Raw genomic sequence first — 23,981 nt, forward strand, 5'->3', positions numbered from 1 at the left:
GAGCTGCGGACGTCAGCCGCACCAGCGACTGTGCATCACCCGACATGTGAATAAGGCACAGTGTGAAAAATCAGGGTCAGTCGAACGGCCCGTGGTCGGGCTGGCAGACCGTGCCCTCGGCGGGCACCGTCCCTTCGATGAAGTAGGCGTTCAGTGAACCCGCGATGCACTCACTGTTTCCCAGAGCGCCGTGGCCGAACGTGTCCAGTGTGAGCAGGCGGGCGTTGCCGAGCAGTTTCGCCGTGCTCTGTGCGTCCTCGTAGGGCGTCGCCGGGTCACCCTTGCCGTTGCCGATCACGAGCACCGGGTTGGCGGTCTCCCGGTCCCACGGCCCGGCGTAATGGTCGCGGTCGTGCCCCGGCCAGGTCGCGCACGGCAGGGACAACCACGTCCAACTCGAGCCGAATCCCCTTGCCTCCCGATCGGCACTCCTGGCGAAACCCGACCAGGCGTAGGGATTGCCGGGATTGCTGGAATCGGCGCAGAACACGGCCGCGCTCTGTTCGGGCCCGGCATAACGGTTCCGCTGGTAGCCGGGACCCTCGACGGGGTCGGGAACCGCGACCGCGTCCGCGGCGGTCAGCCGTGCGGCCGGTTCGACCGCCTCGGACAGCGTCTGCAGGAACCTCGCGAGCGATCCCGAGGCCTGCGCGTGGTAAAGCGAGCCGAGGGTGCTGTGCACGACGTTCTGGTAGGTGATCTCGGTCTGCTCGCCACCGGGTGACGGAATGGTCACCGGCCCGTCGAGCAGGCGGTCGAGAATCCGGTCGTACTTGGCCGCGAGGTCGGCGCCGGGTTCGTCGAACGCGCAGTCCTCGTCGCCGGAGCACGCTTCGAAGAAGCTCTCCAACGCGTTCTCGGCCCCTCGGTGGCTGCCCACACGGTAGGAGAAGGGCGCGAAGTTCTGACCGGGTTCGTAGCCGGTGGTCCATTCGACCGGGTTGAGCACCGCGTCGATGGCCACCGCGCCGACCTTGTCCGGGAACAGGTTGGCGTAGACGGAGCCGAGGTGACTGCCGTAGGAGAGCCCGTAGTACGACGTCTGGTCCTCGCCCAGCGCCTGGCGCAGCAGATCCATGTCCCTGGCGACGTTGGCCGTGGACATGTGATCGATCAGTGGGCCCGCGTTCTCCGCGCAAAGGGCAGTGCCCTTGGCGGTGTCCTCGACGAGTTTGCGTTCCTGGGCGAGAGTGGTCGGGAACTCGCCTGCCAGCAGCCGAGCCTGATCCTGCTGGGGAAAGCAGCGCAAGGGCGTGCTCGCGCCGATGCCCCGCGGGTCGAACCCGACGATGTCGAACTTCTCGTGCAGTTCAGGGGTGAGCTGGGGCGGGATCTGGCCGGATCCACCAGGGCCACCGGGGTTGTAGAAGATCGTGCCGAGCTTGCCTGCCTGGTCGGTCGCGGGCAGCTTGCCGAGAGCGAGTGTGATGCGCTGTCCGCGCGGGTCGCGATAGGACAGTGGCACTTCGGCCTCGGCGCACTCGTAACCGGGTGGCGCCGCATCGCACGGAGCCCAGTTCAGCTCGGGGACGGGAGCGCCGTTCGTGCCCTGCGCGGTCAACTCGAGGCCGCCGGCCTGCGTGGCCGTAGCCAGACTGGTCAGCATTGTGATCGAGGCCAGAACAGCCACGACACGCGCGGTGCTCCCAGTGCCCAACACGCGGTGCCGCGATTTTCCCACGATCCCCAGCCCCCTTCGGTAATCCATTACCAGCAGGCCGACCCTAGCGGCCGGCGAGATCATCGCGCCAGGGACGTTGGCTGGGACCGCACCATGGCCACGTCAGCGGCAGGAAAACCCGCGGAGTGGCCATGGTGCCGCGTCCGTTGCGGTCAGAGCTCGGGGAACCAGAGCTTGAGCTCGCGCTCGGCCGACTCCTGCGAGTCGGAACCGTGCACCAGGTTGAACTGCGTCTCCAGGGCGAAGTCGCCGCGCAGGGTGCCCGGCGTCGCCTTCTCCACGGGATCGGTACCACCGGCAAGCTGGCGGAAGGCGGCGATGGCGCGGGGGCCGTCGACCGCCAGTGCCACCACCGGGCCGGAGGTGATGAACTCGAGCAGTTCGCCGAAGAACGGCTTCTCCTTGTGCTCGGCGTAGTGCTCCTCGGCCACCGACCGCTCCACGGTGCGAAGCTCCAGCGCGGCGAGGGTCAGCCCCTTGCGCTCGATGCGCGAGATGACCTCACCCACGAGACCCCGCTTGACTCCGTCGGGCTTGACCAGGACCAGCGTGCGCTCACTCACGACGGTAACTCTCCATTCGTTCACTGCAGTTGAATGCGCCCGAGCCTATCCACCGCCTCAGTGACGCTCCGGGCGCAGGGTCCTCGACCACAGCGAGGCACCGGTTCCGTCCCGCAGATCCACCCGAAGTTCACCGGACTCCCCGTCGACGTTCAGCTCACCGAAATGCTGGAATCCGTCCATCGGCGAGGTGTTGGCCACTGGTGGGGCGTGGACGAAAACAGCCTCGGGGCCGAATGTGGGGTCCAGGGTGTTTGGCCCGAACGCACCCGCGTTCAACGGCCCGGAGACGAACTCCCAGAACGGATCGAAGTCCCCGTCGGCGGCCCGGTCCGGCGAGTAGTGGTGCGCGGCGGTGTAGTGGACGTCCGCGGTCAGCCATACGGTGTTGCGCACCTTTCGGCGCGCGATCTCCCGCAGTACCCAGGCGATCTCGCTCTCCCGGCCCGCGGGTGCACCGGGCAGGCCGTTGGCGACGCCCTCGATGTCGGTGCCGTCGGGCACGGTCAGACCAACCGGCATATCGGACTGGATGATCTTCCAGGTCGCCGTGCTCCGGTGTAGCTCGCGCACCAGCCAGCGAGCCTGCTGCTCGCCGAGAATCCGGCCGGGCTTGGTCCGGTCCGCGGTGTTGGGGTCGCGATTGCTGCGCATGTCGAGCACGAACACCTCGATATGCGGCCCGTACCGGAAGCTCCGGTAAAGCCGGCCCTCCCGGTCCCGTCCTGGTGCGCCCTCCCCGATCGGGTGCCACTCGCGGAACGCGCGGGCGGCCCGTGCCGCCAGCACGTCCACCCGTTTCTCGGTGTACTGCGGCAGATCGAGGATCTCGCCCGGGTACCAGTTGTTGACCACCTCGTGGTCGTCCCACTGCACGGACACGGGTACGGCCGAGGCGAAGGCACGCACGTTCTCGTCCAGCAGGTTGTAGGCGAACTGTCCCCGGTACTCGGTCAGTGTCTCGGCGACCTTCGCCTTTTCGGGCGTCACCAGATTCCGCCAGACCCGCCCGTCCGGCAGGGTCACGGTCTCCGCCAGCGGGCCGTCGGCGTACACCGTGTCGCCGCTGTGCAGGAAGAGGTCCGGTTCCCGAGCGGCCATCGCCGCGTAGGCGGTCATCCCGCCGATGTCGGGGTTGATACCCCAGCCCTGCCCCGCGACGTCGCCCGACCAGACCAGCCGAACGTCACCCCCGGCGACGGGAGCCGTGCGGAAGCGGCCGGTGACCGGTTCACTCGCCACCCTTCCGTCCAGGTCCACGGCCCGAACGCGATAGTGCAACTCACGACCGGGCGCCAGACCCGGCAGGTGCACGGTGCCGGTGCCATCGGAGTCCGGCGTCAGCAGGGGCCCCCGCACGGTCCGGGCACGGGCGAACGAGGGGTCACCAGCCACCTCGACGACCATGCGGGCAGCCCGGTCGGCCCGGGTCCACACGAGCGCGGACCGGGCGGTCACCCCACCGGACTGAACGCCGTGAGTCAGCACGGGTCGGCCGCGGCGGACCAGCGCGGGTGCGCCGAAGGCCGAAGTCGCGCCGAGGGTTCCGGCGGTGAGCACCCCGGCGCCGGCGAGCGCGGTACGCAGGGCGACACGGCGGGTGTGTCGGTTCTGATGGTCGTGGTGGGTCTGTTCGGTCATACGGTTCTGTCTATCCCGTGCCGAAGACCGGTGGGCCAACTGAGGCTGTCGGCTCGGTGAACCAGAACGGCAATACCGGGGCGAGTACGGTCGTCCGTCATGAGCGAGCCCGCCCATCTGACCGCCACGCGAGCGTCGTACGACACCGTTGCCGAGGACTACACCGACCTGATAACGGCGCTGTTCTCGAAAGAGCCGCTGGGACGCGCGATGCTGGCCGCGTTCGCCGAACTCGTGCGGTCTGGCGGCGGTGGTCCCGTCGCCGACGTCGGATGCGGGCCGGGCCACGTCACCGCGCACCTGGACGCCCTAGGAGTGTCCGCCTTCGGTGTCGACCTGTCGCCCGCGATGGTCGCGATCGCCCGGCGCAGGCATCCGAAGCTGCGGTTCGACGTGGGTTCGATGACCGATTTGGACTGTGTCGACGGCGAACTCGACGGCCTCGTCGCCTGGTGGTCGATCATCCACACACCACCGGACGAGTTGCCCGCGTTGTTCGCGGAGTTCCACCGGGTGCTGGCCCCCGACGGCCACGTGCTGGTGGGGTTCCACGTCGGCGACGAGTGTTTGCGCCCCGAGCGCGCCTACGGTCATCCAGTGACGTATGCGGCGTACCGGCTGCCACCCGAGCACATCGCCGAGTTGCTGAACCAGGCCGGGCTCCGCGTCACCGCGCAGTTGTTGTCGGAGGGGAAGAAGTGCCCGCTGGCCTGCGTTCTGGCCCGCAAGCAAATCTGAGCCCGCCCAAGGCCTCGCACTTTCCCGGGAAAGTGCGGTTTGGTGTGTGGGTGTGGGGGGGAGGCGGGCTGGGTCAGGGGGACTGTTGGCTGGGTAATCTGCCCTCGGCCATCCTGCGGGCGACATCCCGGCGAAGCCAGAAGAGCCAGAGCCAGAGCGCGAGAAACAGCATGCCGATGATCGCGATCGCGGGCACCGCGACCACAAAAGCCAGCAGCACCACGTGTAGCGCGAACACCGCCGGGATGGCCCACGCCCGGCGCAGCGCACCACACAGCAAAAGCATCGCCACCGCGACCGCGATCACGGTCCAGCCCTGCCAGCTGGCGACGCCACCACCCAGTTTGGCCACCACGGGCAGCGCCAGCGCCACCGCGATCGACTCCATCACCAGCGTGCCCGCCATGATCCCGCGGAAGGACTTCATCGGGTCCTTCGCCGGAGCCGGTGACGGCTGTGACTCCGGCGACTCCGGCGCGGCGTCACCTGCCTCGCTCATGTCGGCTCCTTGCCGAACAACGTGCGCGCCTCGCCCGCGAGGACGACCGACCCGGTGATCAGCACGCCACCGCCTGCCAGCGGTTCCTCGGGGTCGTCCCCCTGCTCGACGAGCCCGATCGCGGTCTCCACGGCCGCGTCGAGCGCGGCCTCGGCGAACACCCGCTCCTCACCGAACACCAACCGCGCCAGTTCCGCGAGCTCCTCCAGCGGCATCGCTCGCGGCGAGTTGCTGTTGGTCACCACGATCTCGGACACCACGGGCTCGAGCGCCTCGATGATGCCGCGAGCATCCTTATCGGCCATCACCCCGACCACCGCGGCCAGCCTGCGGAACGCGAACTCCTCGGTCACCGTCTTCGCCAGTGCGCTCGCGCCGTGCGGATTGTGCGCGGCGTCCAGCAGGACGGCGGGCGCTGCGCGGACACGCTCCAGCCTGCCTGGCGTGACCACCTCGGCGAAGGCCTCCCGGACCGCCTCGATGACCAGCTGCCGCTCGGGCCCCGCGCCGAAGAACGCCTCCACCGAAGCCAGCGCAAGCGCCGCGTTGGCGGCCTGGTGCGCGCCGTGCAGCGGAAGGAAGATCTCCTCGTACACCCCGCCAAGGCCCTGCAGCCTGAGCAACTGGCCACCCACCGCGACCTCGCGACTGAGCACACCGAACTCGCTGCCCGCCCTGGCGACCGTGGCGTCGACCTCCAGCACACGTTCCAGCAGCACCCGCTCGACCTCCGGCTGCTGCTCCGCCAGCAGGGCGACACCACCGGGTTTGATGACCCCGGCCTTCTCCCGTGCGGCACTCACCGCGTCCGGCCCGAGGTACTCGACGTGGTCGATACCGATCGGGGTGATGGCGGCGACCTGCGCGTCGGCCACGTTGGTGGCGTCCCACCTGCCGCCGAGTCCCACCTCGAGCACCGCGACCTCGACCGGGGCCTCGGCGAACGCCGCGAAGGCCATACCGGTGAGGACCTCGAACTTGCTCATCGGCGGACCGTCCGGGCCGGTCGCCCCGTCCACCATGGACACGAATGGCGCGACGTCGCGGTAGGTGTCCACGTACTTCGACGCCGCGATCGGCGCGCCGTCCAGGCTGATCCGTTCGGTCACCACCTGCAGGTGCGGGCTGGTGTACCGGCCCACCCGCAGGCCCATCCTGGTCAGCAGCGCGTCGATCATCCTGGCGACGGACGACTTGCCGTTGGTACCCGCGACATGCAGTGCGGGGTACCCGGTCTGGGGATCGCCGAGCAGGTTCAACAGGGTGGCGATCCGGTCGAGCGAGGGCGCGATCTTCGTCTCGGGCCACCGCTCGTTCAGCTCGGCCTCGACCACGATCAACTCGCGTCGGGCCTGCTCCTCCAGCACAGGGTCTTCCACAACCGGGGCGTCCTCGGCATCGCCGGGGTCGTCCGGCAGCGGACCGGCGACAAAGTTGTCCCCGCTGGTCAGCTCGGGCGGGAACTCGTCATCGACCGGCTCATCACCTGAGGCGTCGAACTCACCTCGCGGCACACAAACTCCCAACTCATGCCTGCTCACGGACTCCTGCGAGTCTACGTGCGTCCTGCTCGGACGCGATCGGCGCCGTGCCGCTGGAGCCCATTACCTCGTCAGGGTGGTCCTTCCGGGGCATGATCCGAGTTCAGCTCGCCCTCCACTCCCTGTGGCGGGAGGAACACGTGCACGTGCCCGAGGCCCGACTCGACCCCGGCGACGTCGAGCTGGTTCGCGGCCACGGACCACGCCACCACGGCATCGTCTCTGAGCTGTCGTGCCAACTCCCGCAACGGTTCCACCTCGGCGCCCTCGACCCGCAGGGAGACGGCATAGGCCTCGACCGCGCGACCGAGAATCGTGACCGAACCGGCAAGGCTCGACCGCGCGAGGTTGACGGCTGTTCCGGCCGAGGGCCGTTCCTCCAGACGCGTGGCGGCGGACTCGACCGCCGAGCGCCACTGCTCCACCTCCGCTTCCGTGGCGGCCGCATCCGCGTCGCCGTCCTGCCCGCCGAACCCGGCCAGGACCGGCAGCACGTCCGCCCGCACGGCCTCGGCCAGCGAGACGAGGTCGCCGGTCAGTTCGGCATCGCGCTGCCGCTCGGCCTCCTGCAGTTCGGCCGTCCGTTCCTGAAGCGCGTCATCCGAGCTCCACAGCCCCGGTAGCACCAGGGCGAGTCCCACCAGGACGAGGGCGGCGACCAGACCGGCCACCCCCCTCTTCCCGAGGCCGGGCAGCCGGTGCCGCGACGAGCGAACCCGTCGCGGCACCGGCCGGTGCGAGGATCGGCCCGGCATCCGACCTCGCGTCTTCGGAGGAACCATCAGCCGCGCCACTGGCCGATCAGTTCCTCGGCATCGCGGACCAGGACCGCCTTCACCTGCTCGTCCTCGACATTGCGCTCGACGATTCTGACGAAGACGCCCATGGTGTGCACGGCGCCGCGTTCCACGCCGTTGGCCACCAGGAGGCTGGTCACCGCGAGTGAGGCCTTCAGCTGCTTCGACGTCTTGGCGTCGATCCGGCCCTCCTCGGTGAACCTGTCGACGAGCGTGCGCACGTCGGCCAGCGAGGTCTCGACGGTGAACGTCACCGTCCGCTCGGTGACGTTGCCCGCCACGTCCGCCGCGGTGACCACGAGCTCGTGCTCACCGAGCGCGATGGTGTGCAGCGGCACCACAGCACCGTTGTCCAGCGCCTCGCCGTCGAGCGTGGCTCCGGTCGTGCCAACGCCTGAGGTCGCGTCGGCCGTCTCCCAGGCGAGCGTCAGATCGGCCGAATCGCCGTAGCTGGCGCCCTCCTGCACACCGGACACCGTCACCTCCGGCGCAACCGCGTCGATCTTCACCTCGGTGACGCCTGCTTCCTCGACGTTGCCCGCCTGGTCGGTGGAGCGGTATCGCACCTCGTGCGCACCGTCTCCCTCGACCGCGAACGGCTCGGTGTAAGCGATCCACTCGCCACCGTCCACCTGGTACTCGGATCCGGCCACACCGGAACCGGCACCGTCGTCCGCGGACAACGTGACCGTCGGCGCCGAGCGGTACCAACCGCCCTCACCGTCCGGCTCGCCCGGATCGAGGCTCGCGGTTGTCACCGGCGCCTGCTCGTCCGCCTGCCCGCTGCTGAGGTGGAACCAGTCGAACCCGACCGTGACCGGACCCGCCGTCTGCTGCGGGCCGATCGCCATCAGTCCGACCTTCGCCTCGGGCACCGCGTTCGTCACCGGCGCGCCGACCGAGGTCCACTGCTCGCCGTCGTGGCTGACCCAGCCTTCGTAGGTGTCGCCCACCTTGGCCAGGCGCAGATGCCACCAACCGCTCTCGGTGTCCCCGAGCGCGATCGAACGGTTGCCACCGTTACCGAACTGCCCGTTGTTCTCCGACACCAGTTCGGCTCGCAGGCTCGTCGCCGAGCCCGGGGTGTTCACGGCGACGACGTCGAACTTGACGTAGTCGTCGTCGGTGCCGTGCACCATGAACCCGGCCAGCTGGTAACGCTCGACCAGCGGTGCGCGCATCCTCGTCTCCACGGTCCAGTCACCCTCGGGTGCCTGCTGCAGAACGAAGTTGGACGGATCGTCGTTCGCTCCTCCGTTGATGTCGGCGTTCACGGTGTCGATCCGCAGCTCGCCCTCCTCGACCCGCATGGTCGTGAGGTCGGGTCGCACGACCGCGTCCCAGCGGCAACCGTCGAGCCGGTCACCTTCGAACTCGTCACCCGGCTCTACCTCGGCCCCGGTACCCGAGGAGACGCGGAAGTAGTCGAACGACGCATCGATCACCGGCGCGGGGGTGTCGCCCTTGAGTGCGTAGAGGCCAAGCTGGCCCGCTGCCACACCCTCGACCGGGTACGAGTCACCGAAGGCGGTCCAGGTGACCCCGTCCGCCGAGGTGTACGCGGTCAGCGACGTGCCGTCAGTCTCCATCCGCAGGTGGAAGCTGGTGCCGTCGGTGGCGAGGGCACCCTTGCGGATCTCCCGCTGGCCCCCCGACTCCCGGACGAACTCCAGTTCCCTTCCGGATCCATTGGACTGGACGTTGACCCTGGCGTAGTTGTCGTTGTCCGCCAGCAACATGAGCCCGGCCTGCTGCCACTGCTGGTTGGCGTCGATCGTCACCAGCGTGGTCGCCGACCAGCTGCCGCCCGGCGCCGCCTGGCCCACGAACGAGATCGGTCCCTGTGCGCCACCGTTGATGTCACCGGCCGCCGTCGGCAGGACCAGCTGACCGTCGGCCACCGAGTACTGCGCCCCGTCCGGCCGGGCGCTGGTCCAGCGCTCGCCGTCGAGGGAGTCCCCGGTGAACTCGTCCGAGCCAGGGGTGAGGCACTCGATCGGTGGTGACACCTTCGGCGAGGCCACGATCGGGACGGACGCCTGCTTGCTGCGACCCGCCGTGTCGGTCACCGTCACCTTGGCGGTGTACTCCCCCGCCTCGGTGTAGGTGTGGCTGACCTGCGCCCCGGAAGCCGTGGCACCGTCGCCGAAGACCCACTCGTAGGTGAGCGGCTCGTCGCCCTCCGGATCGGTTGCCGTGGCGGTAAAGTCCACCTTCAACGGGGCATTGCCCGTGGTCGGTGTGGCGTCCACCTGCACGTGTGGAGCCGCGTTCACCGCGACGCCCTTGCCGACGAACGACAGGGAGTCGAGGTCGTACGGACCGGCCGCGGCCGAACGGAACACGACGAACAACTCCGTGGTGGCACCGGGATCGGTGATGTCCACTGGCGGGAGCGTGACGTAGTTGTTCCAGCCCCCGGTGTTCGGCACGTCCACAGTCGCCAGTACATCTCCGTCGGCCGCGCCAGCGCGGAATTCGACGGAACCGCCGCCACCGCCGGACGAGGCCCGGACGGCGACCTGGTCGATACCGGTGAGATTCATCGGCGAGAACGAGATCCAGTCCCCGTCACTGATGTCACCGATCCGCCTGCCTGCCTCGGCGCCGCCCTGCTCGACCACCCGGACACCCGAGGAGCCGGAGAAGTACTCGGCCTGCTTGTGCTTCGGCTGCAGGATCGCGGTGTCCCTGCCGACCAGTGACGGAAGGCCCTCGGCACCGTTGTCCGAGTAGCTCGCGTCCACCGAGTAGAAGATGTTCGCGTCCGCGTGGCCATCGTCCACAATGGTCTCGATCGTGCCCGTGCAGGCATTGACCGGATCCAGTGGGTGGGCGTGTGCGTCATGGCCGAGTGCGGGCTGCACCACGACCTTGGCGCAGTCGATCTCGCCGTCCTCCGCGTCGGTCACACCGACGTCGAAAGCGATCTCGTCACCGAAGTCGAACATCCCACCGTCCGGTGGTGTCGCGAGGTCGACGACCGGAGCCGTGTTGCCCACGGTCACGGTCACGTTCGCGACTCCCTCCTTGCCGGTCTCGTCGGTGACGGTGAGCTGGGCGTTGTAGGTGCCGTTCTCGGTGTAGGTGTGTGCGGGGTTGGCCTCGCTGGAGGTACCACCGTCACCGAACGTCCAGGCGTGGGTCAGTCCCGTTCCCTCTGGATCGGCCGAACCCTCGCTGGAGAAGGCCACCTCCAGCGGCGCGATCCCGGAGGACGGCGCCGCGGCCGCCTTCGCGATCGGCCTGCGGTTGCCCTGCGTGTAGTCGATGCGGTAGAGGCCGGAGTCGGGGTTGTCCCTTCCGTAACCACCGCCCCACTCCAGCAGGTACATCGAGCCGTCCGGACCGAATCGCATGTCCATCGGGGCAAGGGTCTCGACGCTGTCGAGCCACGGCGCGATCTCGAGCAGCGACCCCTGGTCGTCGAGGTTGAAGTTGAAGATGCGGTTACGCGCCCACTCGTAGAAGAACGGCTTGCCGTCGTAGTAGGCGGGGAACTTGGTCTCCGACTCCAGTTCCGGGTCGTACCGGTACACCGGGCCCGCCATCGGCGCGGCGCCGCCGGTTTCCAGTACCGGGAACTCCGCCGACTCGCCGTAGCCGTACCAGACGTCCGCGGCCTTGGCCGCGGGCAGTTCGGTCAGCCCCGTGTTGTTGGGTGAGTCGTTGACCGGGTTGGCACAGTCGAACTTGGCGCCCGACGTGGACGTGGCGAAGTCGTAGTCGTTGTACGCGATGTTGTCGGCGATGCAGTACGGCCAGCCGTAGAACCCGGGCTCGCGGATGATGTTCCACTCGACCTTGCCGTCCGGACCGCGGTCGGGGTCGGCACTGCGCGAGTCGGGACCGTAGTCGGCCATGTAGATCGTGCCGTCGGTGTCGACGCTGAACCGGAACGGGTTGCGGAAACCCATCGCGTAGATCTCCGGCAACGTCTTCTCCGTCCCCGGGGCGAACATGTTGCCCTCGGGGATGCTGTAACCACCCTCGGCCTGCGGGTGCACCCGCAGGATCTTGCCGCGCAGGTCGTTGGTGTTCGCCGAGGCCCGCTGGGCGTCGAACAGTGCCCGCCCTTCGCGCTCGTCGATCGGGGAGTAACCGCTGGACTGGAACGGGTTGGTGTCGTCACCGACGCCGATGTAGAGATCCCCGTTCGGCCCGAAGGTCAGGTAGCCACCGGTGTGACCGGGCTCCTCCAGCCTGGAAGCGGGAATGTCGAGCAACTTCTGCTCGGTGTCCGCGAGGATCGAGTTGCCCTCCACGTTGAACCGCGAGACCCGGTTGATCTCGGCGTCACCGGGAGGTGAGTAGTACAGGTAGATCCAGCCGTTGTCGGCGAACGCCGGATCGAGCGTGAGCCCGACGAGGCCGTCCTCACCGCCGGAGTAGACCGGCAGGTCGAGAGCGACGGACGTGCTGCCGCTGGCCGGGTCGTAGACCTTCACCTGGCCGAGGATCTCGGTGTAGAAGACGCGGCCGTCCGGAGTGATGTCCAGTGCGGTCGGCGCCTTGGTGTTGCTGTCCAGCGCCACCTTCTCGAAAGCGCTGTCCACAGTGGCGGAACAGTCGGCCTTCTCGACCCCGGCCGCGGTACGGACTCCGCCGAGCAGGTGCTCGACGAACAGCGGCTCGCTGTAGGCGCCCTGCGGGTGCCCCATGGCCGTCGCCCAGACACGGGCGGTACCCACCTCGCGGCACCACGAGATCGGGTGGTCAGCACCCATCGCGTCGCCACCGGGGTTGTAGGTCGACTCGTCCGCGGTGACCAGGACGTGCGCCTTACCGCGGATGTTCTGGTCGAAGTTGTACCACTCCTCCGCGCGCTCCCAGCGCTCCGGCAAGCCTGCGGTTGAGGGGTGCTGCCGGTCGGCGACCTTCGCGGTGCCCTGGAGCACGCCGGGTGAGTGCGAGGGCATGTGGGCACCCGCGTTCACCAGATCGTCCCACCACGGGAACTCGGACTCGATCCCCATGTCCGTGGCGTTGTGGATGGCCGCGATACCGCCGCCGTTGTCCACATAGGTCTGGATGGCCTGGCGCTGCTCGTCGTTCTCCCAGACCATGCCTGAGGTCTGGAACATGATGACGACGTCGTAGTTGGCGAGGTTGGCGTCGTTGAAGACCGCGGAATCCTCTGTGTGGTCCAACGTGAAATGGTTATCGACGGCCAGCTGCTCGAACAGCGCGACGCCGGCGGGGATGGAGTCGTGCCGGTAGCCGGCTGTTTTGGTGAACAACAAGGCACTGAACTCAGGATCCTGTTCGTGCCCGGGGTGCGCCTGCACTGCCGCCGGAACTAAGCCGAGGGCGACAAAAGTGGAGAGTACGACGGCGCCCACCCGCAGCAAGAATCTCTTGCGTGTGCTCATGGGTTCCTCACGTAAGGGGACTGGAGAACTTTGTGGGTTCCTCGGCGTGCCGGCGCCGTACAGCAAGGAGCCTCGGATCAGGCCATATGCGACATCACCTCCTCGAGGTGGCGTAGGCCGTTGGACGCGAGCAGGTCCTGGCTCTCGGCCAGCGGGCGCCAGATCGAGGCCGCCGTGGCGATACTGCGGTTGTGTGCGGTGAACGACTCGATGCACAGCGGGCCGGAGTAGCCCGCTTCACCGATCGCCGTGAGCAGGGCGGGCCAGTCGAAGTGGTCCCGGCCCGGTGCTCCCCTGTCGTTAGCGCACACCTGGACGTGCGCGATCCGGCCAGTTGCCGACCGGATCGCGGCGGGCAGATCGGTTTCCTCGATGTTCTGGTGGTAGATGTCCAGTGCGACACCGCAAGCGCTTTCTTCAAGGTCACCAAGACCGCTGAGAGTTTGCTCGATGGTGTTGAACAGACTGGTCTCGTACCGGTTGAGCGGTTCCACAGCGACCCGGACGCCGAGCGAAGCGGCATGGGCCAGCACGGGAGCGAGGTTGTCCCGCCACTGGGCGAGGCAGTCGGCCCGCTCCTGTTCGGTCATCCGCCAGGTACGCCCCACCGACGAGTAGGCCGGGCCGGCGATGACCGGCGAGCCGACCTCGGCCGCGACATCGAGACAGTGCCGGAGGTAGTCCTGGGTACCGGAGATCACCGCGTCGGAGTCCAGGACGAGCTCCCGGCCCGGTGGCATCACCAGTGCCACCGTGGCCGAGAGCCCGAGGTCCGCCAGCAGCGTCGCCGCCGCTGCCGGATCCCAGTCACCGGGGTTCTCGATCGGCAGCTCGATCACGCCGAAGCCGAGATCGGCCACGTGCGGTGCGAGCATGCGCAGCGCGGCGTCATCGAGTGGCGAGGCCCAGACCCAGGTGTTGACCCCGATCGCGTGAGCGACGGTCACTGCCAGCGTTCCGGGTAGTCCGGCATGTCCTGGCAACCGCACAGGCCGTAGTGCAGTGGCGGCATCCCTTCGGTGAGGTACTGGTCGAGCGAGGCCGAGTCGATCACTGGCTGGGGCAGAATCCACTCCTTCGGCACCTCTTCGCCGTTCAGGATCTTCAGCGCGGCGATGACCGGAGTCCGCCACTGGTAGGTGGGGTAGGTCGGGGCGAGCGCGGTCAGGTTCTCGCTCTTCCACTTCTCCATGAACTGCTGCTGGTCCTCACCCGAAATCGCGGGCGCCTCGACCCCGGCGTCCTCGAACGCTTCCAGCACCGCGACCGCGGCCGTGCCGTCGTCCATCCAGATACCGTCGATCGTGCCTTCACGCTGCAGGTAGTCGGAGACGACGCTCTTGGCTGTCGCGCTGTCGTTCTCGGTGAACTCGGCGCCAACGACCTGCACGCCCCGCTCCTCGAAGATGCGCTCCGCCGCTGCCCACCGGTGTTCCAGCACATCCACGCCCGGCAGAACGCGCAGGCCAAGCACCTTGCCGCCCTCACCGACCTCGTCGGCGAGGAACTCGGCAGCACTGGCGCCGAAGGCGTATCCGCCGATGGGGTGCACGAATGTGACCGGGCAGTCGGTGTCGACGCCGCGGTCGAAAACGATCACCGGGATGCCCGTGCCACAAGCCTGCTCTACAGCAGGGGTCAGCGTGGCCGTCGTGTTCGGGGACACGATCAGCGCGTCGCAACCCTGCGAGGTCAGGGACTGGATGTCACTGATCTGCTTGTCGTCCTTGGCCTCGGCGTCCAGAACGGTGAACTCCGCGATCTCGTCGTGCAGATCGGCCTCGGCCTGCATGGTCTTCCAGCCGACCTGTCGCCATGGGTTGTCCACCGAAGCGTTGGAGAAGCAAACCTTGTGTGGCCCGTCCTTGGCGTACTGGGACGTATCCACCATCTCCGGCTCAAGCGCCTGCTCCCACGGCTTGTCCGCAGGGCCTTCCGGTGTCGCGTCACGCAGTGCCAGCTGCCGCTCGTACTCCGCCTGATCGAAGAACTCCGAGGCGGCCTGACCGTCCTGACTGGACGACTCACCCGCCGGGGTGGCCGCGTCCCCACTACCCGCGGGCAGGTCGCTGGAACAGGCCGCGAGGGTCAGCAGACCCGCGGCGAGCACGGCGGTGGTCACTTTCTTCATTCGCTTCTCCTGAACAGTTTGCGGAGCGAGAACCGGTTTCCTACCGAGGCATAGGCGACGGCAGCGATGATGATCACCCCTTGTACGGCCGACTCGAGTCCACCGGAGACACCGAGCAGATTGAGCAGGGAGAACAGGGCTTCCAACGTCAGCGCTCCGGCCATCGCGGCGACCACGGAACCGCGACCGCCGCCGAGCAATACGCCGCCGAGGACAACCGCGGTGATGACGCGGAACTCCAGCCCCTCCCCCACCTGAGCCGAAACGCCGGCAAAGCCACCGAGCAACACCGCGGCCACGGCCGCCGACAGTCCGGAAAGGACGAACGCGAGTGTGCGAACACGTTCGACATTGCCCCCGCCGAGGCGAACGACGGCAGGGTTGTCGCCGATGGCCACGAGCAGGCGACCGGTGCTGCCCCGCATGAACAGCACCGCGAGCACCACAATCACCGCGAGCAGAAGCACCGACCACGGCAGCTGTCCGATCAGCGGGACGTCGATTCCTTCCCGGCCGACCATGCGGAACGACTCGGAAAGCGCGCCCCGCGGCGATCCGCCGGTCCAGAGGAACACGGCGCCGTCGAGAACGAGCAGCATGCCGAGGGTGACGATGAACGACGGCACCAGCAGTCGCGTGGTGATGAGGCCGTTGACCAGCCCGATCAGTGCACCGAAGCCGAGAATGAACAGGATCACCCATGAGGTCGCGGACTCTTCGCCGTCGATCAGCCGCGCCGCGATCACGACCTCCGCGGTCACCAGCGAGCCGACCGAGAGGTCGAATCCGCCGCTGACGATGACGAAGTACTGGCCGATCGCGAGGATCATCAGCGGAGCCGCGCGCTTGAGCAGCGCGAGGTAACCTTCGGGCTCGCTGTACGCGGAGCCGGCGAACGCCAGCGCGATCAGCAGGACCGCCAGAACCGCGAGCACGGGTCCGGTGCCCTGGGCCAACCGCGGCCGCCACGAGCGCGCGGAACCGGCAGTCGCTTCGGTCGTGCGGGTCATATCGCTTCCCTGCGTCATCGTCGCCTCCCTGGAAGCAGTCGTGTTCCCGGAGACATCTGGCGGCGCGCGTACAACGCCACCGCGACGATCAGGACGACTCCGCGGACGACATCCTTGAAGAACGAGGAGACGCCGAGCTGGTCGAAGGTCGTGTCCAGCGAGGCGAGGATGAGGACGCCGCCGATCGTGCCCGCGACACCGCCTCTACCGCCTGCCAGCAAGGTGCCGCCGAGGACCACGGCGGCGATCGACTCCAGGTCGTAACCGGCGTCGGTGCCCACGTACGGTGCTCCGGAGCCGAGCCTGCTGGCCAGGAAGACCCCGGCCAGTCCGGCGAGGACAGAGCAGAGTACGTGCGCCTTGATCACCGTGCGGTCGGTGCGGATGCCGGAGAGTCTGGCGACATCCTCGTCCCCGCCCACGGCGTAGAAGTGGTAGCCACTGCGGGTCCTGGTCAGATACCACCAGGCAAGCGCGGCGAGACCGAGCATCAGCAGTGTCGAGATCGGCACGGGGCCGATGCGGTCGAACCCGAGATGCTGAAAGACCCGGGGGACCTGCCCCGCGGGGCCGCTGTAACCGTTCTCCAGGTAGCCGCGGATGATCAGGGCGGTCCCGAGGGTCGCGATGAAGGCGTTGACCTTGAGCTTGGTCACCACCAGGCCGTTGAAGAGGCCGATTGCGGCCGCACAGCCGACGGCGAGCAGTACTCCCGGCACGATCATCGCGGGATCGCCTGCCATCGTCTCCGCCGCGATCAACGACGTGAGCCCGATCAGGTAAGCCACCGAGAGGTCGAGCTTTCCGGTGAGGATCACCATCGTCTGTCCGATGGCGACGAGTCCGAGCGCCGTGCTTCGGGTCAGGATGTTCTGGATCCCGCCCTGGTCCAGCAACATGCCGCCGTCCGCCGCCACCAGCACACTGCCGACAACGAGGACGAGCACCAGCGCCAGGTACACCGATACCGTCGGTGTGATCCGTTGAGTCCATCGAGGACGGTTTACTGGTGGTGGAGTGGGCTGGGGATCGGAGCGAACCGCCGTGCTGCTCACGAAGCCTCCTGCATCCCGAGCCGATGCCCCGTTGCCAGCGCCATCACGGACTCCTCGCTGGCGCCCGCGGGCAGCTCCCCGGCGAGTTCACCGTCGTGCATCACCAGCACGCGGTCGCTCATGCCGATCAACTCCGGCAGCTCGGACGAGATCATCAGAATTGCCACCCCCTCGCGGGCGAGACCACGGAGCAGTTCGTAGACCGTCTCCTTGGCACCCACATCGATCCCCCTTGTCGGTTCGTCGACGACCAGGATCTTCGGCTCCACCGCGAGCCATTTGGCCAGCACCACCTTCTGCTGGTTTCCGCCGGACAGGAACCGCACGTCCTGATCTGTGCTCCGGAAGACGACGGCGACCTCACGCAGCAGCTCCTCGACTCCCCGCGCACCGCGGCTGCGGCCGAACGCCGCCCTGCGCACCAGCAGCAGGTTGTCCCGAACCGACTGGCGCAAGGCCAGTCCGTCCCCCTTGCGATCCTCGGTGACGTGCGCGATGCCGTGGCGCACCGCCGCGCGCGGTGAGCGGATGCGTTCCGGCGCGCCGTCGAGTTCGAGGGTGCCCTCGGTGAAGGGCTGCACACCACAGATGGCCCTGGCCACCGCTGATCGGCCCGCCCCTTGCAGTCCGGCGAGCCCCACGATCTCGCCCGCACGCACCTCGAGGGACAGCTCCCGGACCCGGTCGTTGCCAGCTGCCCGCAGTGCCAGGCGAACCGGTCCGGTCTCAGCCGCTGTGGCCCTGTCGGGAAAGAGCGATTCGAGTGGGCGGCCGACCATGTGCTTGACCAGGCTCTCGCTGGTAAGTTCGCCGGTTTCCTGGCAGGTGACCAGCGAGCCGTCCTTGAGCACCGTGATCCTGGAGCTGAGGTCGAACACCTCGCGCAACCGGTGTGAGACGTAGAGGACCGCGATCCCGCGTTCGCAGAGGCGCCGCACGAGGGAGTAGAGCAGTTCGACCTCGTGGTCGGCCAGCGCCGCCGTCGGCTCGTCCATGGCGAGTACCCGCGCGTCGGTGGACAGCGCCTTGACGATCTCGACCACCTGCTGTTGAGCCACCGGCAGTCGGCGGACCTGGGTACGCGGAGAGATGCCCTGCTCGCCAAGGCTCTCGAACAGCTCGGCGGTGTCCGCTTCGAGCCGGGCCCGGTCCACCTGCCCCCGGCGCACCGGTTCCCGGCCGAGAAAGACGTTCTCGGCCACCGTGCGATCCGGCAGCAGGGTGAACTCCTGATGCACGATCGAGATCCCGGCGCGCTGTGCCTCCCTCGGGGAACCGAACGTCTGCCGTTGTCCTTCCACCTCCACCGTGCCGCCGTCCGGGCGGTAGACCCCGGCCAGCACCTTCATCAGCGTTGACTTACCGGCACCGTTTTCACCCACAAGGGCGTGCACCTCGCCGGGCCACAACTCCAGATCGACACCGTGCAGCACCTCGACGCCGAGGAACTGCTTACGGATCGCACTCAACCTGACAGCCGGTCCGACACGATCGGGTGGCGTGAGGCCAGTCACAGACATGAGCCGGACATTACGGAGAGCTTCAGTGCGTGTCAAACAAAAGTTTGTTGCACATACGCAGAAACTCGGCTCATGAAATCAAAAAGTTATCCAGTGTCGCCCGACCGGGCCCTCATAGCGCGCACCGAAGTTCCCCAATGCCACATTGGGGACGTCGAAGTTCCCGAAAGCCACATTGGGGACGCTCAAGTTCCCCAACGCCACATTGGGGACGTTGAAGTTCCCCAACGCCACATTGGGGACATCCAAGTTCCCCAACGCCACATTGGGGACATCCTCCGGGGCGTCCCGGGGCATTCGGGAGGGGCGCTCCGGCGTGCGATCGTCGGGGCGGAGCGCCGTTGGCGGCAGGGTGGAGAGAGTGGTGTCAGGCCTGAGGTAGGGATGCCAGCCGGGCGTCGATGCGCTCGATGTCGGCCACCGCGATGTCCCGCCTCGTGCGGATCTTGTCGACCACCTCGGCGGGTGCCTTGTCCATGAAGGCCTGGTTGCCCAGTTTTCCCTCGGTCTGCTTGAGTTCCTTCTGCGCGGCCGCGAGGTCCTTCTCCAGCCGCTTACGCTCGGCGGCGACGTCGACCGCACCGGACAGGTCCAACTGGACGTCGGCCACTCCGTCGGCAAGTCCGACCTCGATCGACGCGCTGGCCGCGAAATCCGCATCGGGCTCGGTCAGCCGCGCCAGTGCGCGGATCGCGTCCTCATGGCCCGCGAGTGCCTCGAAGCCGCTACCGGAGAGGGTGGCCCGCACCTTCTGCCCCGGCTTGAGCCCCTGATCGGCCCGGAACCTGCGGATCTCGGTGATCAGCTTCTGCACGTCGGCGACCCTGGCCGCGGCCACCGGGTCCGCGTGAGCCTCGTGGTCCGCATGACGCTGCGGCCAGGACGCCACAACCAGCGACTCCCCGCCGGTGAGCGCGACCCAAAGTTTCTCGGTGATGAACGGCATGAATGGGTGCAGCAGTCGCAGCACGGTATCCAGCGCGTGCCCCAGCACCGCCCTTGTGCCGTCCCCGGTCGGTCCGGAGAACTGCACCTTCGCCAGTTCCACGTACCAGTCGCAGAGTTCGTCCCAGACGAAGTGGTAGAGCAGGTTGCCGATCTTGGCGAACTGGAAAGTCTCGAACAGATCGTCCACTTCGGACACAACGGTGCCGAGCCTGCCGAGAATCCACTTGTCGACCTCGGTGAGTTCCTCGACTGACGGCACCGGCCGTTGCACTGTGGCCCCGTTCAGCAGCGCGAACTTCGTGGCGTTCCACAGCTTGGTACCGAAGTTGCGCGCACCGGCGGCCCACTCCTCGGCCAGCGCCATGTCGCTGCCCGGGTTCGCGCCCCGCGCCAGCGTGAAGCGAGTCGCGTCCGCGCCGTAGGTGTTCATCCAGTCAAGCGGGTCGATGACGTTGCCGCGCGACTTCGACATCTTCTTGCCGCCCGCGTCGCGGATCAGTCCATGCAGGTAGACGTGCTCGAACGGAACCGCTTGCCGCTCCCCGTTGTCCTGCATCGCGTACAGCCCGAACATCATCATCCTGGCGACCCAGAAGAAGAGGATGTCGTATCCGGTGAACAGCACACTGGTCGGGTAGAACTTCGCCAGCTCGGTCGTCGACTCCGGCCAGCCCATCGTGGAGAACGGCCAGAGCCCCGAGGAGAACCAGGTGTCGAGGACGTCCGGATCCTGGTGCCAGCCTTCCCCTGCCGGTGGCTGCTCGTCCGGTCCGAGGCAGACCGTCTCACCGTCGGGGCCGTACCAGACCGGGATCCGATGCCCCCACCACAACTGGCGCGAGATCGTCCAGTCGTGCATGTTGTCGACCCAGTCGAAGTATCGCTTGGCCAGCTCCGGCGGGTGGATCTTCGTGCGGCCGTCGCGCACCGCGTCCCCCGCGGCCCTGGCCAGTGGCTCGACGCTCACCCACCACTGCAGTGACAGCCGCGGCTCGACGACCGTGTCGCATCGCGAGCAGTGCCCGACCGAGTGCAGGTAGGGACGCTTCTCCGCGACGATCCGGCCCTGCTCACGGAGAGCGGCGACGATCGCGGGCCGTGCCTCGAACCGGTCGAGTCCCTCGAACGGACCCGGCGCGGTGATCACCGCCCGCTCGTCCATGATCGTCATCGCCGGCAGCCCGTGCCGCCTGCCGATTTCGAAGTCGTTCGGGTCGTGGGCCGGGGTGACCTTCACGGCGCCGGTCCCGAACTCCGGGTCGACGTGCTCGTCGGCCACGATCGGAATGAGCCTGCCGGTCAGCGGCAGCTCCACCTCGGTGCCGATGAGGTGCGCGTAGCGCTCGTCATCGGGATGCACGGCGACGCCGGTGTCCCCGAGCATCGTCTCGGCCCTGGTGGTGGCGACGACGATGGCATCGGGACCGTCGCCGTAGCGAATCGAGACCAGCTCGCCCTCGTCCTCGGAGTGCTCCACCTCGATGTCGGACAGCGCGGTGTGGCAGCGGGGGCACCAGTTGATGATTCGCTCGGCGCGGTAGATCAGCCCGTCGTCGTACAGACGCTTGAATATCGTCTGCACCGCCCGCGACAGGCCCTCGTCCATGGTGAACCGCTCACGGGACCAGTCGACGCCGTCGCCGAGGCGTTTCATCTGGTCCAGGATCTTGCCGCCGTACTCGTTCTTCCACTCCCAGACCCGCTCCACGAACGCCTCGCGACCGAGGTCGTGCCGGGACAGTCCCTCCCCGGCGAGCTGGCGTTCCACCACGTTCTGGGTGGCGATCCCGGCGTGGTCCATGCCTGGCAGCCACAGCACCTCGTAGCCCTGCATCCGGCGCCGCCTGCTCACCGCGTCGGTGAGCGTGTGGTTCAGCGCGTGACCCATGTGCAGGCTGCCGGTGACGTTCGGCGGTGGCAGCACGATGGAGAACGGCGGCTTGTCCGACTCCGCGTCCGCCGTGAAGTAGCCGGCGTCTACCCAGCGCTGGTAGATCGCGGCTTCGGAGTCCGCGGGGTTCCAGTTGCCGGGCAGGTCGGTCTGCTGCGGGGTGCCATTAACCGTCACAGTAGGTAAGTCTACGAACCGGTCCCAACTGCCTTCCGCTGGCACCGGTACTCGCGTTATGGAGCGGGAACCCGCAGGATGTGCGGGTGACTCGGAACGGACCCAAAGACGATGTAGACGAGAGCCGCCTCGAGGTCGGCAAGCCCAAGACCTGGGCGGCAGGCCTGCCCGGAGTCGCGGTGTCGCTGGCCAGAGGCATGGAGCAGATGGGGCCGGTCCGCACGCTCGGCACCCTGCGCCTGCTCAACCAGCGCGAGGGATTCGACTGCCCCGGGTGTGCGTGGCCGGAACCGCGGGAGGCCGACGGCGGGCACCGCGGGCCGGCCGAGTTCTGCGAGAACGGCGCAAAGGCCGTCGCCGAGGAAGCGACCCGGCGTCAGGTCGGCCCGGAGTTCTTCGCCGCCCACCCCGTGCGGGAACTGGCACAGCGGACCGACTACTGGCTGGGCCAGCAGGGCAGGCTCACCCATCCCATGGTGCTGCGCGAGGATGCCACCCACTACGAGCCGATCGCGTGGGACGACGCGTTCGCGCTCGTCGCGGACCACCTGCGCGAGCTGGCCGATCCGGGTGAGGCCGTTTTCTACACCTCGGGCCGGACCAGCAACGAAGCGGCATTCCTCTACCAACTGCTCGTCCGGTCCTTCGGCACGAACAACCTGCCGGACTGCTCCAACATGTGCCACGAGTCCTCCGGTGCGGCGCTCACCGCGACCACCGGCATCGGGAAGGGTTCGGTCAGCCTCGCCGACATCCACCAGGCCGATCTGATCCTGGTGGTCGGCCAGAATCCCGGCACGAACCATCCTCGGATGCTCTCGGCACTGGAGAAGGCCAAGGCGGGCGGTGCCACGATCGTCGCGGTCAACCCGCTGCCGGAGGCCGGGCTGATGCGGTTCAAGAACCCGCAGAACGTCCGCGGTGTGCTGGGCAAGGGCAGTGCGCTGGCCGACGAGTTCGCCCAGATCCGGCTCGGCGGGGATCTCGCCTTCTTCCAGGCGCTGGGCCACCTGCTGCTCACCTGGGAGCGGGAAGCACCCGGCACCGTGCTGGACCGGGAGTTCATCGAGCAGCGCACCCACGCCTTCGACGAGTACGCGGCGCAGGTGCACACCCTCGACTGGGACGAGGTGGACCGGGCCACCGGCCTGCCCCGCGAGCAGATCGAACGGATCGCGCGGTTGCTGGCCAACTCCGAGCGCACGGTTTACTGCTGGGCGATGGGCCTGACCCAGCACCGGCATGCGGTGGCCACGATCAGCGAGATCGCCAACGTGGCGCTGCTTCGCGGCATGATCGGCAAGCCAGGCGCGGGTCTGTGTCCGGTCCGCGGGCATTCCAACGTGCAGGGTGATCGCACGATGGGGATCTGGGAGAAGATGCCGGAACCGTTCATGGCCGGGCTGGAGCGAGAGTTCGGGATCACCGTCCCGCGTGAACACGGCTGGGACACAGTGGACTCGATCCGCGCGATGCGCGACGGCAGGGCCAAGGTCTTCTTCGGCGTCGGGGGCAACTTCGCCGCGGCGACCCCGGACTCGGAACTCACCGAACGGGCACTTCGGTCGTGCGAGCTCACCGTGCAGGTGTCGACCAAGCTGAACCGTTCGCACGTCGTGCACGGCCGGACCGCCCTGATCCTGCCCACCCTGGGCCGCACCGAACAGGACCTGCAGGCCTCCGGCGAGCAGTTCGTCACCGTCGAGGACTCCATGTCCGTCGTGCACCGATCCCAGGGCAGGCTCGAACCCGCGGCCCGGGAGTTGCGGTCCGAGGTGGCTATCGTGTGCGGCCTCGCCGGGGCCCTGTTCGGCCAGGACCATCCCGTGCCGTGGGCCGAACTCACCCAGGACTACGACCTGATCCGGGACCGTATCGCCAGGGTCGTGCCCGGCTGCGAAGGCTACAACGAACGCGTCCGCCACCCCGACGGCTTCGTCCTGCCCCACGCTCCTCGCGACGCGCGCGAGTTCACCGGCACGGCGACGGGAAAGGCGACGTTCACCGCGAGCGAGCTGGAGTACCCAGCGGTCCCGGAGGGCAGGCTGTTGTTGCAGACCCTGCGCAGCCATGACCAGTACAACACCACGATCTACGGACTTTCGGACCGCTACCGCGGCATCGAGGACGGCAGGCGAGTGGTGTTCGCCCATGCGGACGACCTCGCGGCACTGGGCTTCGCGGACGGCGACCTGGTCGATCTGGTGTCCGAGTGGCAGGGCGAGGGCGCCGGGGACCGGCGGGCCACCCGATTCCGCGCGGTGGCCTATCCATGTGCGCGCGGTTGCGCGGCCGCCTACTTCCCCGAGGCCAATGCCCTGGTTCCGCTGGACTCGGTAGCGAAGACGTCGAACACTCCGGTGTCCAAGTCCATTGTGGTCAGATTGGAACCGGCAACGGAATAGGACACGGACTCG

The 23,981-nt window shown here is 68.0% G+C and carries 15 protein-coding genes; 2 read left to right on the forward strand and 13 right to left on the reverse strand.

The features are described from left to right. Positions 1-76: 76 nt before the first annotated feature. The 3 genes from D0C15_RS13420 to D0C15_RS13430 all read right to left on the reverse strand — a co-directional run bounded on the left by D0C15_RS13420 (position 77) and on the right by D0C15_RS13430 (position 3,885). A complete protein-coding gene (locus D0C15_RS13420; RefSeq protein ID WP_116044803.1) occupies positions 77-1,606 on the reverse strand; it encodes an alpha/beta hydrolase in 1,530 nt (509 codons plus the stop codon). 227 nt (positions 1,607-1,833) lie between these two features. Continuing rightward, on the reverse strand, positions 1,834-2,244 hold the full coding sequence (gene ndk, locus D0C15_RS13425; RefSeq protein WP_116044805.1) for a nucleoside-diphosphate kinase: 411 nt from the start codon (positions 2,242-2,244) through the stop codon (positions 1,834-1,836). Positions 2,245-2,301: 57 nt separating this feature from the next. Next, the gene (locus D0C15_RS13430) at positions 2,302-3,885 is read right to left on the reverse strand and encodes an alkaline phosphatase D family protein (protein ID WP_116044808.1); all 1,584 of its coding nucleotides are present in this window, start codon (positions 3,883-3,885) and stop codon (positions 2,302-2,304) included. A gap of 99 nt (positions 3,886-3,984) precedes the next feature. Here D0C15_RS13430 and D0C15_RS13435 point away from each other — a divergent pair, with 99 nt between their 5' ends. Further along, on the forward strand, positions 3,985-4,623 hold the full coding sequence (locus D0C15_RS13435; protein ID WP_116044811.1) for a class I SAM-dependent DNA methyltransferase: 639 nt from the start codon (positions 3,985-3,987) through the stop codon (positions 4,621-4,623). 73 nt (positions 4,624-4,696) lie between these two features. Here the strand turns inward: D0C15_RS13435 and D0C15_RS13440 are convergent, their stop codons facing one another. From D0C15_RS13440 to D0C15_RS13490, 10 genes are all read right to left on the reverse strand, one after another. Beyond that, positions 4,697-5,122 carry a DUF4233 domain-containing protein gene (locus D0C15_RS13440; RefSeq protein WP_116044813.1) on the reverse strand — a complete coding sequence of 142 codons (426 nt, stop codon included), beginning with the start codon at positions 5,120-5,122 and terminating at the stop codon, positions 4,697-4,699. Next, entirely contained in the window at positions 5,119-6,573 is a 1,455-nt protein-coding gene (gene folC / locus D0C15_RS13445; RefSeq protein ID WP_425455389.1) for a bifunctional tetrahydrofolate synthase/dihydrofolate synthase, read from the reverse strand. The genes D0C15_RS13440 and folC overlap by 4 nt, the downstream gene beginning before the upstream one ends. Positions 6,574-6,734: 161 nt before the next feature. Continuing rightward, positions 6,735-7,334: a hypothetical protein gene (locus tag D0C15_RS13450; protein ID WP_162830070.1), complete on the reverse strand. Its 600-nt coding sequence runs from the start codon at positions 7,332-7,334 to the stop codon at positions 6,735-6,737. A gap of 110 nt (positions 7,335-7,444) precedes the next feature. Continuing rightward, positions 7,445-12,832, reverse strand: a complete 5,388-nt coding sequence (locus D0C15_RS13455) for a ThuA domain-containing protein (RefSeq protein WP_116044822.1) — start codon at positions 12,830-12,832, stop codon at positions 7,445-7,447. A gap of 77 nt (positions 12,833-12,909) precedes the next feature. Further along, positions 12,910-13,779 (reverse strand): sugar phosphate isomerase/epimerase family protein, encoded by an 870-nt coding sequence (locus D0C15_RS13460; protein WP_211323188.1) that lies wholly within the window; start codon positions 13,777-13,779, stop codon positions 12,910-12,912. After that, complete coding sequence (locus D0C15_RS13465; protein ID WP_116044825.1) at positions 13,776-14,963, reverse strand: substrate-binding domain-containing protein; 1,188 nt, start codon at positions 14,961-14,963, stop codon at positions 13,776-13,778. Before D0C15_RS13465 ends, D0C15_RS13460 begins: the two co-directional genes overlap by 4 nt. Further along, positions 14,960-15,973: an ABC transporter permease gene (locus tag D0C15_RS13470; RefSeq protein WP_116044827.1), complete on the reverse strand. Its 1,014-nt coding sequence runs from the start codon at positions 15,971-15,973 to the stop codon at positions 14,960-14,962. The genes D0C15_RS13465 and D0C15_RS13470 overlap by 4 nt, the downstream gene beginning before the upstream one ends. A 14-nt stretch (positions 15,974-15,987) precedes the next feature. After that, complete coding sequence (locus D0C15_RS13475; protein ID WP_116044830.1) at positions 15,988-17,028, reverse strand: ABC transporter permease; 1,041 nt, start codon at positions 17,026-17,028, stop codon at positions 15,988-15,990. Further along, positions 17,025-18,548 (reverse strand): sugar ABC transporter ATP-binding protein, encoded by a 1,524-nt coding sequence (locus D0C15_RS13480; protein WP_116044832.1) that lies wholly within the window; start codon positions 18,546-18,548, stop codon positions 17,025-17,027. Before D0C15_RS13480 ends, D0C15_RS13475 begins: the two co-directional genes overlap by 4 nt. A 367-nt stretch (positions 18,549-18,915) precedes the next feature. Next, entirely contained in the window at positions 18,916-21,564 is a 2,649-nt protein-coding gene (locus tag D0C15_RS13490; protein WP_116044837.1) for a valine--tRNA ligase, read from the reverse strand. An 86-nt stretch (positions 21,565-21,650) separates the two neighbouring features. On the opposite strand from D0C15_RS13490, the gene D0C15_RS13495 reads away from it, so the two are divergent. Further along, a complete protein-coding gene (locus D0C15_RS13495) occupies positions 21,651-23,969 on the forward strand; it encodes an FdhF/YdeP family oxidoreductase (protein ID WP_116044840.1) in 2,319 nt (772 codons plus the stop codon). Positions 23,970-23,981 lie beyond the last annotated feature (12 nt).

This window comes from Amycolatopsis palatopharyngis (assembly GCF_003385185.1).
Taxonomy (GTDB): domain Bacteria; phylum Actinomycetota; class Actinomycetes; order Mycobacteriales; family Pseudonocardiaceae; genus Amycolatopsis; species Amycolatopsis palatopharyngis.

What these genes read in the sequence shown, in the direction of transcription:
- D0C15_RS13420 (WP_116044803.1), bottom strand. Translation starts at nt 1,606, where the DNA reads ATGCTGACCAGTCTGGCTACGGCCACGCAGGCCGGCGGCCTCGAGTTG.
- D0C15_RS13455 (WP_116044822.1), bottom strand. Translation starts at nt 12,832, where the DNA reads ATGAGCACACGCAAGAGATTCTTGCTGCGGGTGGGCGCCGTCGTACTC.
- D0C15_RS13440 (WP_116044813.1), bottom strand. Translation starts at nt 5,122, where the DNA reads ATGAGCGAGGCAGGTGACGCCGCGCCGGAGTCGCCGGAGTCACAGCCG.
- D0C15_RS13470 (WP_116044827.1), bottom strand. Translation starts at nt 15,973, where the DNA reads ATGACCCGCACGACCGAAGCGACTGCCGGTTCCGCGCGCTCGTGGCGG.
- D0C15_RS13465 (WP_116044825.1), bottom strand. Translation starts at nt 14,963, where the DNA reads ATGAAGAAAGTGACCACCGCCGTGCTCGCCGCGGGTCTGCTGACCCTC.
- D0C15_RS13430 (WP_116044808.1), bottom strand. Translation starts at nt 3,885, where the DNA reads ATGACCGAACAGACCCACCACGACCATCAGAACCGACACACCCGCCGT.
- D0C15_RS13435 (WP_116044811.1), top strand. Translation starts at nt 3,985, where the DNA reads ATGAGCGAGCCCGCCCATCTGACCGCCACGCGAGCGTCGTACGACACC.
- D0C15_RS13480 (WP_116044832.1), bottom strand. Translation starts at nt 18,548, where the DNA reads ATGTCTGTGACTGGCCTCACGCCACCCGATCGTGTCGGACCGGCTGTC.